11 protein-coding genes are annotated in these 15636 nt (G+C 64.5%); 6 read left to right on the forward strand and 5 right to left on the reverse strand.

What is annotated here, in order from left to right:
* The first annotated feature begins 32 nt into the window (after nucleotides 1-32).
* From RDV55_RS02090 to RDV55_RS02105, 4 genes are read left to right on the forward strand one after another with little or no spacing between them, the layout of a single operon-like run.
* Nucleotides 33-890, forward strand: a complete 858-nt coding sequence (locus RDV55_RS02090) for a LicD family protein (RefSeq protein ID WP_111822764.1) — start codon at nucleotides 33-35, stop codon at nucleotides 888-890.
* Nucleotides 891-918: 28 nt separating this feature from the next.
* Nucleotides 919-1818, forward strand: coding sequence for a LicD family protein (locus tag RDV55_RS02095; RefSeq protein ID WP_111822763.1), 900 nt, complete (start codon nucleotides 919-921; stop codon nucleotides 1816-1818).
* On the forward strand, nucleotides 1815-3170 hold the full coding sequence (locus RDV55_RS02100; RefSeq protein ID WP_111822762.1) for a lipopolysaccharide biosynthesis protein: 1356 nt from the start codon (nucleotides 1815-1817) through the stop codon (nucleotides 3168-3170). Before RDV55_RS02095 ends, RDV55_RS02100 begins: the two co-directional genes overlap by 4 nt.
* The gene (locus tag RDV55_RS02105) at nucleotides 3163-4362 is read left to right on the forward strand and encodes a glycosyltransferase family 4 protein (protein ID WP_111822761.1); all 1200 of its coding nucleotides are present in this window, start codon (nucleotides 3163-3165) and stop codon (nucleotides 4360-4362) included. The genes RDV55_RS02100 and RDV55_RS02105 overlap by 8 nt, the downstream gene beginning before the upstream one ends.
* Nucleotides 4363-5450: 1088 nt before the next feature.
* Here RDV55_RS02105 and RDV55_RS02110 read toward each other — a convergent pair.
* From RDV55_RS02110 to iolC, 5 genes are all read right to left on the reverse strand, one after another.
* Nucleotides 5451-7067, reverse strand: coding sequence for an MFS transporter (locus RDV55_RS02110; RefSeq protein WP_111822760.1), 1617 nt, complete (start codon nucleotides 7065-7067; stop codon nucleotides 5451-5453).
* Between the two features lie 406 nt (nucleotides 7068-7473).
* A complete protein-coding gene (locus RDV55_RS02115; protein WP_111822759.1) occupies nucleotides 7474-8976 on the reverse strand; it encodes a CoA-acylating methylmalonate-semialdehyde dehydrogenase in 1503 nt (500 codons plus the stop codon).
* Nucleotides 8977-9637: 661 nt separating this feature from the next.
* The gene (gene iolD, locus RDV55_RS02120) at nucleotides 9638-11545 is read right to left on the reverse strand and encodes a 3D-(3,5/4)-trihydroxycyclohexane-1,2-dione acylhydrolase (decyclizing) (protein WP_111822758.1); all 1908 of its coding nucleotides are present in this window, start codon (nucleotides 11543-11545) and stop codon (nucleotides 9638-9640) included.
* Between the two features lie 22 nt (nucleotides 11546-11567).
* A complete protein-coding gene (gene iolB / locus RDV55_RS02125; protein ID WP_111822757.1) occupies nucleotides 11568-12440 on the reverse strand; it encodes a 5-deoxy-glucuronate isomerase in 873 nt (290 codons plus the stop codon).
* 67 nt (nucleotides 12441-12507) lie between these two features.
* Entirely contained in the window at nucleotides 12508-13473 is a 966-nt protein-coding gene (gene iolC / locus RDV55_RS02130) for a 5-dehydro-2-deoxygluconokinase (protein WP_111822756.1), read from the reverse strand.
* A 189-nt stretch (nucleotides 13474-13662) separates the two neighbouring features.
* On the opposite strand from iolC, the gene RDV55_RS02135 reads away from it, so the two are divergent.
* Both RDV55_RS02135 and RDV55_RS02140 read left to right on the forward strand, forming a co-directional pair.
* Nucleotides 13663-14430 (forward strand): GntR family transcriptional regulator, encoded by a 768-nt coding sequence (locus tag RDV55_RS02135; protein ID WP_111822755.1) that lies wholly within the window; start codon nucleotides 13663-13665, stop codon nucleotides 14428-14430.
* A gap of 111 nt (nucleotides 14431-14541) precedes the next feature.
* Complete coding sequence (locus RDV55_RS02140; RefSeq protein WP_111822754.1) at nucleotides 14542-15618, forward strand: transaldolase family protein; 1077 nt, start codon at nucleotides 14542-14544, stop codon at nucleotides 15616-15618.
* Nucleotides 15619-15636: the final 18 nt, after the last annotated feature.

The following is a 15636-nucleotide window of genomic DNA, read 5'->3' on the forward strand; positions in this document are numbered from 1 at the left end:
CGCCCACCCGCGCTGCCATATTCGGAGGACTGATGACGACGCCCGACACCGACCTGCGTAAGGTCCAGAAGCTGCTGACGCTGATCCTGGCCGAGCTCGACCGGGTGTGCCGCCGCATCGGAGTGTCCTATGCGATCTACGGCGGCACCGCGATCGGCGCGATCCGCCACGGCGGCTTCATCCCCTGGGACGACGACATCGACGTGATGATGACGCGCGCCGACTACGAGCGTTTCCTTGCCGAGGCGCCGGCCCTGCTGGACGAGCGTTTCCGCCTGGATAACACGCGCACGCGCGACGATTTCCCCTTCATGTTCACGAAGATGGTCATGCCGGGAACGCTGTTGATTCCCGATGCAGACAAGAACTCGAAGTACCGGATGCCTTTCTTCCTGGACATCCTGCCCCTGGACGAGATCCCGGCCGACGAGAAGGCCTTCCAGGAGATGTCGCGCCAGTCGTGGCTGTGGGGTCGCCTGTTGTTCCTCCAGGGCACGGCCCGTCCCCACCTGATCAACACGCCCGCGTGGAAGAAGGCGCTGATCTTCTCGGCGACGACGCTCGCGCACCTGGGCCTGAAAGCGGTGCGCGCGACGCCGGCGAGCCTGCAGGCCCGCTGGGAGCGCGCTGTTCGCCGCTACGAGGGCACGGGCACGGGCGTGTACGCCGACTTCACGATGCGCGACCCGCAGAACTGGATCGTGCGCGAGGAGGAGTTCTTCCCCACCCGCGACGTTCCCTTCGAAGACATCACGGTCATGATCCAGAACGAGTACGACGCGCTGCTGCGCCGCGGATACGGCGACTACATGCAGCTGCCTCCCCCGGAGAAGCGCTACAACCACGAGGCCGCCGTCATCGACTTTGGCCGCTACGCCGAGGCCCTGTAGGCCTCGTCCCCTGACGATCGGAGAACTGATGAGCGCAGCAGACCCCGCAACCCTGGCAGCCATTCAGCGCGTCACCAAGCGCTGCCTTGCCGAGATCGACCGCGTGTGCGCCCTCCTCGATCTGCGCTACGTCGCCTACGGAGGAACAGCGATCGGGGCGGTGCGACACAAGGGGTTCATCCCGTGGGACGACGACGGGGACGTATGCATGCCGCGGGAGGATTACGAACGTTTCATCGCCGAGGCCCCCGCTCTCCTCGGGGACGAGTTTTTTATCGCCTCGCCTGCCACCCACCCGGACTATCCGATCAGCTTTGGCGTGCTGGGCTTGAAGGGCTCGGAGTTCGTCTCGAAGGTCGCGAAGGACCGCTCCTTCCGCATGCCGATAGGCGTCGACCTGTTCGTCCTGGACGAGATCGCAGATGACCCGGCGCGTTTCCGTGCACAGTCGCGCGGCACGTGGCTGTGGGCACGTCTCATGTTCCTGCGTTCCATCCCCAACCCGCCGACGGGCCTGCCCGCGCCCGCGCGCCAGCTGGCCTCAGCGGCGATGGCCTGCGCCCACTGGGGGATGCGGGCGCTGCGCGTCAACGAGGCCGCCCTGTACCGCCGCTGGCAGAGCGCTGCCCTCAGGGGGCGCGAAAACCCTCAGAAGGCCGCGGACGGGACGACGCTCTACGGCGATTTTTCGACGCGAGATCCACGCCGGTGGAGCGCGTCTGAGGCCGAGCTTTTCCCCGCACTCTCCGCTCCCTTCGAAGACATCACCGTGCGCATTCCAGCCTCCTACGACGTAGTCCTGACGCGCGGCTACGGTGACTACATGCGCATTCCCGATCCGCAGGATCGCGTCACCCATGAACCGTTCCACATCGTATTCGGCCCCCACGATCCGGGCCCCCAGGCCACCAAGGAGACCGGCTCGTGAGCGAGAAACACCCCGCGTCCTCGTCCCTGCCGAACACGCCGGACACCGGCGACGCACCGGTGGAGGCCACCGAGGGGGCACTGGAATCCCGCGGCCAGCTGGGACGCGACTACCTGTGGAACACGGCGGCCTCACTCATGTCGAGCCTGGCCGTGGTCATCATGGGTGTGGCCATCGTGCGATCGGGCGCCACTGATTCATTCGCGCGAGCCCAGTATGGCCTGTTCACCCTGGCGCTGGCGATCGGCCAGCAGTACCAGACGGTGGGCCTGTACGAGGTTCGCACCTTCCACGTGACGGACGTGCGGCGCCGCTTCGACTTCGGCACATACCTGTCGACGCGCCTGTTGACCTGCCTGGTCATGGTCGCCCTCATCACCTACCACTCGTGGAACGCGTCGACGCACGACCCATACCCGGCGTTCACGGTTATCGCGGCGATGGCCCTCCTGCGTATCTTTGACGCGTTCGAGGACGTGTACTACTCGGAGTTCCAGCGCTCCGGCCGCCTCGACATCGCCGGAAAGGCGTGCTTCGCTCGCATCTTCACCACAACGTTCCTATGGTCGGGCCTGTACTGGTTCTCCCAAGATCTCCTGTTGTCTACGCTCGTGACGTTCGCGCTCACATGCGTGGTACTCGTGGTCGCCTACGGTCTGCCGGCACGCGGCGTTTTCTCGTTGCTCCCCTCGCTTAACATCCGTGGAATCACGGGGATCCTGTGGGAGTGCTTGCCCCTGTTTATCGCTGCGTTCCTCAACCAGTATTTGGCGAACGCTCCACGCTTCGCGATCCACGCATCCCTCGGCGACGAGGAGCTGGGGGTCTTCGCAATCATCTACATGCCAGCGGTCGCGATCAACATGCTCTCGCTGTTTGTGTTCCGCCCCCTGCTCACGCGCATGGCGATGCGTTGGACGGAGCGCAAGCAAGGCGAGTTCTTCTCCATCGTACGCAGGGGCCTCCTGACGACCGCCGGTGCCTTCGCTGTCGTCGCCACGGTGACGTACGTGATCGGCGCTCCCCTCCTGACCCTCGTGTTCGGCACGGACGTGTCGGGCTACGTCGGCGAGCTGATGGTGCTCGTGTTGGCGGGTGCACTCAACGCTGCTGGCGTCATTCTCTACTACGCGCTGGCGACGATGCGCCGCCTGAGGGCCGTGCTCGTTGCGTACGTGGCGGCAGGCGCGACCGCCTACGTGATTGCACCGTTGCTCACAAACTCCCACGCGATGATGGGCGCTTCCCTTGCCTACGCGGCCACCATGGGGCTGCTCGCCATTCTGTTCACCATCTTCATGCTCGTTCCCCACACGCGCGGATCCATTGAAACGGAGTCCATCGATGACTGATCGCACCCACCGTCCCGTCAAGGTCGGGATCTTCATGGAGTTTTTCCTGCCCTACCTGGGTGGAATCGAACGCTACCAGGATCGCCTGAGCGAGCAGCTGCGCGAGCTGGGCTATGACATCTTCATCGTCACATCCCTGCACGACGAGTCGCTGCCTCGTTTCGAGGAGAGGGATGGTCTTCGCATCTACCGCCTGCCGACCAAGGGACTGTTCAAACAGCGCTACCCGTTCTTTAAGCGAGACGAACGTTTCAAAGAGACGATGGCGGCGGTCGCGGCCGAGAACGCAGACTTTTATATCGTCAATACGCGTTTCCACCTGACGAGCCTACTCGGCGCGCGCCTGGCGCATCGCCTGGGGCGGCCGGTAGCGCTCATTGAGCACGGGACCGCGCACATGAGCGTCGGAAACCCGGTGTTGGATTTTTTCGGCGGCATCTACGAACACGGCCTCACCCACTTCGTGAAGAAGCACGTGACTTCCTACTACGGGGTGTCGCGCAACTGCAACAAGTGGCTGCGCCATTTCGGGATCGAGGCCTCTGGCGTCTGGTACAACGCGGTGACTCCAGAGGACACGGCAGTGGCGGACGAGCGCTACGAGCGCGAGTGGCCGCGCGGCGGTTCCGACTCCGAGATCGTTATCTCCTACGCGGGTCGCCTCATTGCCGAAAAAGGCATCGTCGCGCTACTGGACGCGTTTGCGCTCCTCCGCGCCGAACTTCCAGATGTTGCGTTGCGTCTGGCCGTGGCGGGTTCTGGCCCTATCGAGGAGGAGCTGCACGAGCGCTACGGTTCGGATCCAGCGGTGTCTTTCTTGGGGAAACTGGATTTTTCTGCGGTCATGAGCCTGTACCACCGCTCGGACATATTCGTCTACCCATCAATGTATCCAGAAGGCTTACCGACTTCGATTCTCGAAGCTGCTTTAGGAGATTGCGCGATCGTGGCCACGCCGCGCGGCGGGACCGAAGAGGTCATCACCTCCCCCGCTCTGGGCTGGATTGTCGACGGGCGCACGTCCGCCGAGCTGACACAGGCCCTCGTCCCCGCGTTGCGTGAGGCGGTAACCGATCCGCTCCGTCGTGCGTCGTGCGCGGCAGCTGTGGGGGCTCGCGTACGTGAGCACTTCACGTGGGCGTCGGTGGCCCGCGAGGTCGCATCCGTCATCGACGAGGCCGTGGCTCGCTAAGTATCCGCAGCTGCTCGCACCCAGTAGCCCACCCGGGGCTGCCATGCGCGTCCAGCGTGTTTCATAGCGTGACCTCACAGCCCGCTCACCGCCCGCGCCGCGAACGCACGTCTTGTCACCCGTGGCTGCTCTGTACACCGGTCGCGGCTAGTACCACCCGACCCCACCGCCAGACCTCCGAGCGGCGCGAGGCCCGCCCGCCCGCTCGCCGCCCGCGCCGCGAGCTTCGCTCGGCGCGTCGTCTCGAAGCCCGGCCAGGCCCCGCAGGCCTCGCGCCACCCACCAGTCGGGCGGCCACTCACCCCTGGCCCTGCCGCCACCCACCGGCGCCACAGCCACCTCCAGCCCGCAGGACTGACGCCCATCCAATCGGACAACAATGGGGGTTTTGCAGCATTAGGAACTCACTGCCGGCGTGTCGCCGGCGTGTCGGGGTTCTAATGGTGCCATTCCCCCACGGCATGTCCGCTGGGCGGGACCGACAGCGCTCACGCTCATCAGGTCAACCACGGAAACCACGTTTTCCCACGTAACGAAGCCATGACGACCATGTGCGGATAGGTTATCGCAACGCGGATAGGTTACTTCAATGCGGATAGGTTAATGACCTATCCGCATGCGCCTAACCTATCCACAACGTCACAACCTATCCACATCCAGCACGATCGCCCCATCGCCCCCGGCACACAGGGCAGCCACGGCCGTACCACGACTGCCTCACACCACCCACCAGTCGGGCGGCCACTCACCCCTGGCCCTGCCGCCACCCACCTGTGCCACAGCCACCTCCAGCCCGCAGGACTGACGCCCATCCAATCGGACAACAATGGGGGTTTTGCAGCATTAGGAACTCACTGCCGGCGTGTCGCCGGCGTGTCGGGGTTCTAATGGTGCCATTCCCCCAAGGAATGTCCGCTGGGCGGGACCGACAGCGCTCACGCACGCCCCGCCACAACCAACCGGCGGGCGAGTTGAGCGGGATGCTTCCCTGTTGCGGTGTCATCATCGCCCTTCCTATCCGTTCAACAAACAGGTGTACCCGGTGGGACGGCCTCCCCACCGGACACACGGACGTGGACTTTTCGTTCTCAGGAGTAGTCCTTCTGGAACTTCAGCTCCAGCTCCTCCAGCGAGTGGAACTTCGTCTCGGGGACGACCTTCCAGTAGAAGAGGAAGGACAGGAAGTTGATGGCCGCGAAGATCGCGTACGTGCCGGCGCCACCGACGGTCGCCATGAGCGGCGGGAAGATGACGGACACGAGGGCGTTGGCGAGCCACAGCGTGCCAACCGCGATGCCGAGGGCGGTGCCACGGATGGCGGCCGGGTAGATCTCGGAGACGAGAACCCAGGTCACGGTGCCGGACTGCTTGATGAACACGAAGAGGCAGACGATGCCGAGAACCAGCCACGGGGCGAAGTTCGGGGCACCGGAGATGTTGCCGTCAGCATCCAGGTAGGGGCTGATGAAGACCGCGAACACGGCGGAGAGGGCGGCCAGGGAGATCGTGATGCCGAGCTCCTGGTACATGCCGACGTGACGGCGGGCGAAGCGGGCGACGAGCCACAGGCCCACGGCGGAGCCGATCGCGGAGATACCGCCGGATACGACGTTGAGGGTAATGGCGTCTTCCATGGGAACGCCCGCGGCGTTGAGGATCTTCGGCGTGTAGTACATGGCCGTGTTGATGCCGGTCAGCTGGTCGGCGATACCCAGGACGATTCCGATGTAGAGCAGCTTGCGGGCCCACTTGACCTTGAGGATCTGGGACAGCGACCACTTCTCCTGCTTGGACTCGGCGCGCTGGACCTCGAGCATCTCGTTGAGCTCGCCCGCGACGTCGTCCTTCTTCTCGTCACGAACGCGCTTGAGGGAGCCGACGGCCTCGACGATGCGCAGGTTGGCGGCGTACCAGCGGGAGGACTCGGGCATCATGCGGATACCGATCCACAGGGCGATGGCGGGCAGAGAGCACAGGATGAGCATGTAGCGCCAGGTGAGGCCGTTACCAGCGCCGGAGACCTCGGCGATGTTGACGGCGGCCTGGACGGTCTCCCAGGCGACCGAGGAACCAGCATGGCCGAGCACGTTGCCAGAGGCATCGACGGCGTCGCCGGTCAGCGTGACGGTGGGGCCGCCCTGCAGGCGGGCGATGACGGCGTTCATGGAGAAGGCCATGAACTGGCCGAAAACGATCATCATCTGGTCGGTTGCGACGAGGACGCCGCGCAGTCGCTTGGGCGCGGTCTCTCCGAGGAAGACGGGAACCGTCGCGGAGGCACCACCAACGGCGAAGCCGAGGATGATGCGCGCCAGGTAGAGAACCCAGATGTTCGGGGCGATCGCACATCCGATGGCGCCGAAGAGGAAGACGATGGCCAGCAGGGTGATGTTGTGGCGACGACCAAAGCGGTCGGAGAGGCGACCACCGAAGAATGCGCCGGCGGCGGCACCGATGCACAGCAGGCCTCCGACCCAGCCTTCTTCGAAGGTGGTCATGTGCAGTCCGCCAGCATTGCCGGGCATGTACATGTAGGGCAGAGCGCCCGCGATCACGCCGGTGTCGTAGCCGAAGAGAAGCGAGCCTAGCGTCGCAACGGCAGCGATGGCACCCAGGGAGCGCTTCTTGCCGGAGGCCGGAGTACTCGCGACGAGGTCACGCACCCTATCGGGCGTGTAATCGTCAATCGTTGGAACGTTTGACATGTGATTCTCCTATTGCTTCTTCGTTGGAGCTGTGCGGATGAAGGGCGCTTCACCCTCGGTCGGCCTGGCGGCAGATCAAGTTCCAATCTCGAACCGAGAATATCTCGATCACGATCATGGAAGCGTTGGGATCTCGACGTTGAATGTTTGACAGCATCGTCCTTGCGTACCGACGGGCCGGGCGCTCCTCGACTATCCCCTTTCGACAGTCGTCAAACACTCAGCATGTCTCAGATTTGACCATACAAACACTCAATCGAACATCGAAACTATGCTGACTCACTTAGAGTCACGCGATTTGTAGCTCATTTGAAGCCGCCTACTTAAATACCTTTATTCTAACGAAGCTACATGAAGAGGAGGGGTGGACGCAGCGCGCCCACCCCTCCTCGGAACTTTGTCAAGCTCAGGCGTTCGTCGGGAAGTTCATGCCGACGTAGCCCACCTTCTCGCCACGCTTGGGCCAGCGGGTCGTGACAACCTTGGCCTTCGTGTAGAAGCGCACACCCTCGGGACCGTGGATGTGAGTGTCACCCAGCAGCGACTCCTTCCAGCCACCGAAGGAGTAGTAGGCGACCGGGACCGGGATCGGCACGTTGACGCCGACCATACCGGCCTCGACGTCAACAACAAAGTGGCGGGCGGTGTCGCCGTCGGAGGTGAAGATCGCGGAGCCGTTGCCAAACTCGGAGGAGTTGACGATCTCAATGGCCTCCTCATAGGTGTCGGCATGCACGACCACGAGGACCGGGCCGAAGACCTCTTCGCAATACACGCTCAGGTCGCGGTCCACATTGTCGATAATCGTGGGGGCCAGCCAGAAGCCGTCCGCATATTCCTCGCCCTCGGGGCAGTAGCCACGACCATCCAGCACGATGTTCGCACCCTTGGCCTCGGCCTCGTCGATCCACTTGGTGATGCGCTCCTGAGAGGAACGGGTAATGACCGGCCCCATCTCGGAGGCAGGGTCGGTGCCGGGGCCAACGACGATCTTCTCGGCGCGAGCCTTGATCGCGGGAACCAGCTTCTCCTCGACGCCGCCGACGGCGACGATGACGGGCAGAGCCATGCAGCGCTGGCCGGCCGCGCCAAACGCACCGGCGCTGATGTGCTGCGCGGCAAACTCAACATCCGCGTCGGGCATGACGATCGCGTGGTTGTTCGCGCCGCCCAGGGCCTGGACGCGCTTGCCGTGGGCCACGCCCGTGTCCTGCACGATGTGAGCGACCGGGGTGGAGCCGACAAAGGAGATGGCATCGATACCGGGGTGAGTGAGGATGTCGGTGACCAGGGTGCGGTCGCCGGCGATGACGTTGAACAGGCCGTCGGGCAGACCGGCCTCCTTGTAGAGACGGGCTATGATCAGCGAGGCAGAGGGGACGACCGAGGCAACCTTGAGAACGAAAGCGTTACCGGTGGCCAGGGCGACCGGATGCATCCACATGGGGACCATCGCCGGGAAGTTGAAGGGGCAGATACCAGCGACGACGCCGACGGGCTGTCGCAGGGTGTGCACGTCCACGCCGGTCGAGGCCTGGTCGGTGAACTCACCCTTGAGGGCAGCGTTGATGCCGCAGACAAAATCGATAGTCTCGCGACCGCGGGCGATCTCGCCGAGGGCGTCGCCGTGGGTCTTGCCACCCTCACGGACAATGGCGTCGGCGATCTCATCCTGATGCTCGATGACGAGCTGACGGAACTTGAACATGATGTCCACGCGCTTGGCCAGGGCGGTGCGACCCCATTCCTTCTGTGCATTGCGGGCGATCTCGACGACGTGGTCGAGGCAATGCTTGTCGGCCAGCGCCAGCTGGTCGACGACCTTGCCGGTGGCGGGATTCTCGACGCCGATAGTCTTCTCGCAGTGAGCGACATACTCTTCGCCGTTGACCCACATGTTGATTGTCATTGATTTACCTTTCTTCCCATTCATCCACGAATGGCGGAACAACTTTGTTCGGACAAATGGTAGCACGCGGGTAGGACCAATGTCGCGACAGACGCCCTAGCAGCGCACGGAGGAGCGCATTTGTCCCGACTATTGGACACCCGCGCCCGCCTGCTGGTGCCCCCAACACCGGCCTCGTCCCTGTTCTCCACATCCGAGCCTCGCCACGCAATCCTCATCCGAGCCTCGCCACGCACTCCTCATCCGAGCCTGGCCCGCGCACGCACACCCCTTAACACGCACGCAAACCCCTTAACACGCACGTGGGCAGGCCCGCCCACGTGCAGATCATCGGGTTAGCGTGCGGAACAAGGGGTTAACGCTCCACCTATCGGGTTAGCGTGCGCACGCGGACAGGCAGTCGCATCCACACATACTCACACACACCAGCACACAGCCACACCTGCACACACCAGCACACGCACCCACGCAAGCCGGACCCATACGGCCACCATGCGTCGCCACGGCCGTTGCCCCCAAGGCACGGGACACCCCACCCACACGGACCCCGCCCACACGGACCTCACCCGCGCAGACAAGACTCTACGCGGCTGACGCTCACGCGAACAGAAACGGGGTGACCCCGGATTTCTCCGGGGTCACCCCTCACGAACCACGCGCGTCACAGGTAGTGGCGCTGCGGCTTGCGATCGTTCTGGTAGTCCTCGTAGGCGCGCTGCGTGGACTCGAGCACGGACACCTCCGAGATCGCCACGTCCCACCAGGAGGATCCGGGCGGGTTGGGGCCCATCAGGTCGGTCTCAATGTGGATCATGGTCGCACGATCGGAGGCGGCGGCCGTCTTGTAGGCCTCCTTGAACTCCTCGATCGTGTGGACCTCGAGCACGTCAATGCCCCACGAGCGGGCGTTCGCAGCGATATCCACGCCCGCGATTGTGTCCGTATCCTCCAGGTGCGAACCCTGCCCGCGCTGGCGGTACTTCGTGCCGAAGCGCTGGGAGCCGCGCGACTCGGACAGGGCGCCGATCGAGGCGAAGCCGTAGTTCTGCAGCAGGACGTAGATGACCTTGATGCCCTCCTGGGCGACCGTGGCCAGCTCCATCGGAAGCATCTGATAGGTGCCATCGCCGACGATCGAAACGACCTCGGACTGTGGACGCGCCAGCTTGACGCCCATCGCGGCCGGAACCTCGTAGCCCATGCAGGAGAAGGCGTATTCGACGTGGTACTGGACGGGGGTCTTCGCCTGCCACAGGGCCTGTAGGTCGCCGGGCATCGAGCCGGCGGCGTTGATGACCACGTCCTCGTCACCCATGAGCTCATTGAGCGCGCCGAACACCTCGGTCTGGGCGGGCAGCGGCGCGTTGCCCACGTGGTAGCACTGCTCAACCTTGGCGGCCCATGCCTCACGCTCGGCGGCGATCTCGGCGGTGTAGGACTCGTCAACGCGGTAGTCGGCCAGCTCCTCGGTCAGTGCCGCGAGTGCCTCGCGGGCGTCGGCCACGACCATCTCCGCGCTCTGCTTGGCAGCGTCGAAGGGCGTGATGTTGATGTTGACGAAGGAGACGTCGGGGTTCTTGAACTGCGTCTTCGAGGCCGTCGTAAAGTCGGAGTAGCGCGTGCCCACGCCAATGATCAGGTCGGCCTTATCGGCCAGGTGATTACCCGAGTCGCCGCCGGTCGAACCGACACCGCCCACGGAGCAGGGGTGGTCGCAGTTGATGGCACCCTTACCGGCCTGCGTGTCGGCGACCGGGATGCCGGTCGCGGCCGCGAACGCACGCAGTTCCTCCGAGGCCTCGGAGTAGATGACACCTCCGCCGGCGATGATGAGGGGACGCTTGGCGTCGCGGATCTTGGCGACCGCACGCTCAATGGCGGCGCGCTCGGCCGGGGGACGGCGCACGTGCCACACGCGCTTGGAGAAGAACTCGACCGGCCAATCGTAGGCCTCGGCCTGGACGTCCTGGGGCAGAGCGATCGTCACAGCACCGGTCTCGGCCGGGTCGGTCAGGACGCGCATGCCGCTCAGCAGCGAGGGGATCAGCTGCTCGGGGCGGTTGATACGGTCGAAGAAACGCGACACGGGACGGAACGCGTCATTGACGGTGACGTCAAGCGAGGTCGGATCCTCGAGCTGCTGGAGGACCGGGTCCGGGATGCGGGTCGCGAACTGGTCGGAGGGGAAGATGAGGACGGGCAGGCGGTTGGTCGTCGCCGTCGCGGCGCCGGTCACCATGTTCAGCGAGCCCGGCCCGATCGACGCGGTCGTCATCCAGGTCTGCAGGCGGTTTGTCGTCTTGGCGAAGGCCGCGGCCGCGTGAATGGCGCCCTGCTCGTTTCGGGGCATGATGTAGGGCATCGGGTTCTCGCCCTCGGCAGGGGCGATCTCGTTTTGTAGCAGCGCCTGTCCGATGCCGGCGACGTTGCCGTGTCCGAAGATGCCGAAGGCACCAGCAATCAGGCGGTGTTCGACGCCGTCGCGCTCGGTGTACTGGTTGGACAGGAATCGGATGATCGCCTGCGCGACCGTCAGGCGCACGGTTCCCTTGTAGGCTTCTTTGCTCATGGGTGGTCCTTTCGGGGCTGCCTTACTTGTTCATGGGGAGACGGGGGTCCACTTCCTGGTTCTCCCAGGTTGCGCGGATCCAGTGGTGCGCCGGATCGTCGGGGGCCAGCCACACGAGATCCTCGTTCGGGCCGGCCATGACATTGAGGTAGTACATGTCGTAGCCGGGGGCCGCGACGCAGGGACCGTGATACCCGTGGGGCACGAGGGCGACATCGCCGTCGTGGACCTCGCAGCATAGGTCGATCGGGCGGCCGGGGCTGCCGTAGGTGCGGTGCAGACCAAAGCCCTTGGATCCCTCGGGGCCGTCTTCGATTTCGAAGTAGTAGATCTCCTCGAGCTCACGCTCGTCCTCGGAGTCCTGCTCGTGCTTGTGGGCCGGGTAGGAGGACCAGTTACCGCCGGGGGTGATGACCTCGCAGGCCAGCAGGTGCGAGGTGGTGACGCCCTCGACGGCCAGGGAGTAGTTGTTGACCTGGCGCGAGCAGTCGCCGGCACCGCGCAGGTCGACGCGGACCTGACTCTTGGGGTAGTAGGCGACGGGGATGTCACGGGTGGCGATCGCGGAGGGCAAGGCGAAACGGCCGCCTTGGGCAGAGGTGACGGTCAGGGTCTTGCCGCGTCCCACGTACAGGTAATCGGTGACGCCGGAGAGGACGCCGCGTCGGCCTTCGAGCTCAAAGGTCTGACCGTCAACCTCGACGGTGGCACCGCCTGCGAGAGGCAGGACGAGGAGCTCGGCCTCGCCGGTTTCGACGACCTGGGAGGCACCCGCTGTCAGGACGAGGACGCTCAGGCCAGAGAAGGCCCAGCCGGCGCGCCTGGGATCAATGTCGACGGTGAAATTGCCGTGGCCGGAGGAACCGGCGGGAACGTAGATATCGGGAAGAGTCATCGTAGTCTCCTGGTAGGGGTGGCATCGGTGCCGCGGAAAGAAATGGGGACAAGGCGGGGCGGGTTAGCTACGGGAGGACCCCCGTTTCGACGAAGGTATTCAGCTGTTCTTGGGTGGGCATCGCGGTTGAGCATTCGATGTGCGAGCACACGTAGGCTCCCGCGGCCGAGGCGTAGCGGATGGTACGCTCCAGGTCCCACCCTTCGACGAGGCCGTGGATGAGCGCCCCTCCGAAGGCATCGCCCGCGCCCAGGCCGTTCACGACATCGACATCCCAGGCCTCGACCCACACGCGCTCGTCGGCGGTCTTGGCGAGGGTGCCCTTGGGTCCCTGCTTGACGATCGCGAGATTGATGCCGCGTTCGAGGAGTGCGTCGGCCGCTCCTTCGGGATCGGAGACGCCGACCGCCATCTCACACTCCTCGCGGTTACCAACGGCGACGTCCACGCGGGACAGGACAGCTGCGACGCGCGAACGTGCCTGGGCCATGCCGCTCCACAGGTTGGAGCGGTAATCCAGGTCGAGAATCGTCACGCCGCTGGAGCGATCCCGATGATCGAGGGCGCGCAGGTGCAGGCCGAAGGAGGAGTCGCGCGACAGGCCGGTCACGGTGAACCAGAAGATTCCGGCGCGCTCGACGGCGTCCCAATCCACCTGGTCCTCCCCCAGCTCCAGGTCCGGGGCGCTGGGTTCACGGTAGAAGTAGAGAGGGAAGGAGTCCGGAGGGAACAGCTCGGCAAAGGTCACGGGGGTGTGGAAGTCGCGCACGGTGACGACGTGGTCGGAGGAGACGCCGAGGCGTTCCAGCTCCCGGGTGACGAAACGACCGAAGGGGTCGTCCCCCACGCCGGTGATGACGCCGGAGCGATGCCCGAGGCGCGCGGCGGCGACCGCGACGTTCGTCGGGCTTCCGCCGAGGAACTTTCCGAAGGTCTCGACATCCTCGAGATGGGCGCCGATTTGGAGAGGAAAAACATCGATGCCGGAACGACCCATTGTCAGAATGTCGACATAGCGGCGCTCAAGGGACATGGTGGCACCTTCCTCTCCATTGGGGTGGCCCGTAAACGTTTCGTTCCAAGGATGCACTATCGACAGGCAATCGTCAAACTTTGTCCATACAATATATACCAGCGCGTCACTCTCCTGCGCTAGATCGACGCTGATACTATGTAACCCTAAATATTTAGCGCAGCCGTCGCTCACACACGAAGGTTTGACATGTCAAAAGCATCGCTCACCACAGAGAACGCTCCCTACGTTCCGGACATTACGCTGGACCGTTCCTCCCCCGTACCCCTGTACTTCCAGATTTCGGAGCCCATCGCAGAGCTCATCAACTCTGGCGCACTACCGGCGGACACCCGCCTGGAGGACGAGCTGTCCATGGCGGCGCGACTGCACGTTTCCCGCCCCACCGCGAGACAGGCCCTGCAACGTCTGGTCGATCGAGGCCTCCTGACGCGCCGCCGCGGCGTCGGCACGATTGTGTCCCCGCGCCACGTCCACCGCCCCATGGAACTCACCTCGCTCATGCGCGACCTCGTCGATGCGGGCCACAAGGTTCATACAACCATCCAGCGTTACGAAGCCCGCCCGGCGACAGCGCAGGAGGCAGATGCCCTGAAGATCACCGAGGGCACCCTCATTGTCCACATCGAACGCACCCGCTTCGCCAACGATGAGCCGATCGCCGTGCTGACGAACTACATCCCCACGGACATCGCGCCGACCATGCAAGAACTCGAGTCCGGCTCCCTCTACGACCTCATGCGCGAGCGCGGGGTCACCCTGGCCTCGGCCCGTCAGGTAATCGGCGCACGCAGCGCTACCACCAAGGAAGCCAAGCTACTATCCGAGCATCGCGGCGCGGCACTGCTGACAACGCAGCGCACGACCTACGACCCCTCGGGACGCATCGTCGAGTATGGCGCCCACATCTACCGCGCGTCACGATACTCCTTCGAGGCCAGCCTTTTCGCTCAGTGACGAAGCATTGACACTTTGTCCTAACAAACTGTTGACAGGTAGAAGCGCTGGCCGTAGACTCATTCCCGACGGAGAAAGTTGAAAAGCAATCACAAAGGAGTGCTTCCCGCCATGTCCATCGAGTACACCCCCGGCCCCCTTCTGGACGCCGCGCGCAACACCCCCACCGCCCTGTGGAACGATTCCTCGGATCCGGGCGAGCTGGCACAGTCCATCTCCTTCGGCGGCGTCGGCGCGACCTGCAACCCCACCATCGCCTACACCTGCATCAACCAGCGTCGCGACGTCTGGCTGCCACGCATCGCTGAACTCGCCAAGGAGATGCCTGACGCCACCGAGTCCGAGATCGGCTGGCAGGTCGTGCGCGAGCTGTCCCTCGAGGCCGCCAAGCTCCTCGAACCCATCTTCGAGGCCGAGAAGGGGCGCAACGGCCGCCTGTCCATGCAGACGGACCCCCGCCTGGCCCGCTCCGCCAAGGCCCTGGCCGACCAGGCCGAGGAGTTCCACAACCTCGCCAAGAACATCATCGTGAAGATCCCCGCCACCTCGGTGGGCGTTGAGGCGATCGAAGAGGCCACCTACCGTGGCGTCTCCATTAACGTGACGGTGTCCTTCTCCGTCGCGCAGGCCGTCACCACCGGCGAGGCCATCGAGCGTGGCCTGAAGCGCCGCGAGGCCGAGGGCAAGGACACCTCCCAGATGGGCCCGGTCGTCACCCTCATGGTGGGCCGCCTCGACGACTGGATCAAAGAGGTCGCCGCGCGCGACAAGATGTTCCTGGATCCGGGTCACCTCGAGTGGTGTGGCGTTGCCGCCTTCAAGCGCGCCTACCAGGAGTTCCGCGAGCGCGGCCTGCGCGCACGCATGCTCTCCGCTGCATTCCGCAACGTCATGCACTGGTCCGAGTTCGTCGGTGGCGACGTCGTCGTCTCCCCGCCGTTCAAGTGGGCCAAGCTCATCAACGAGTCGGACTACAAGATGGAAGAGCGCATGGATATCCCGGTGCGCGAGGACATCATGAAGACGCTGCTCTCGATCCCCGAGTTCGTCCGCGCCTACGAGCCCGACGGCATGACCCCGGAGGAGTTCGACACCTTCGGCGCCACCGTGAAGACCCTGCGTGGCTTCCTGCAGGCAGACGCCGACCTCGACACCCTGGTGCGCGACGTCATTATGCCCGCTCCATGATCCACTCGGTGGCCCCAC

Source organism: Schaalia odontolytica (assembly GCF_031191545.1).
GTDB lineage: Bacteria > Actinomycetota > Actinomycetes > Actinomycetales > Actinomycetaceae > Pauljensenia > Pauljensenia odontolytica.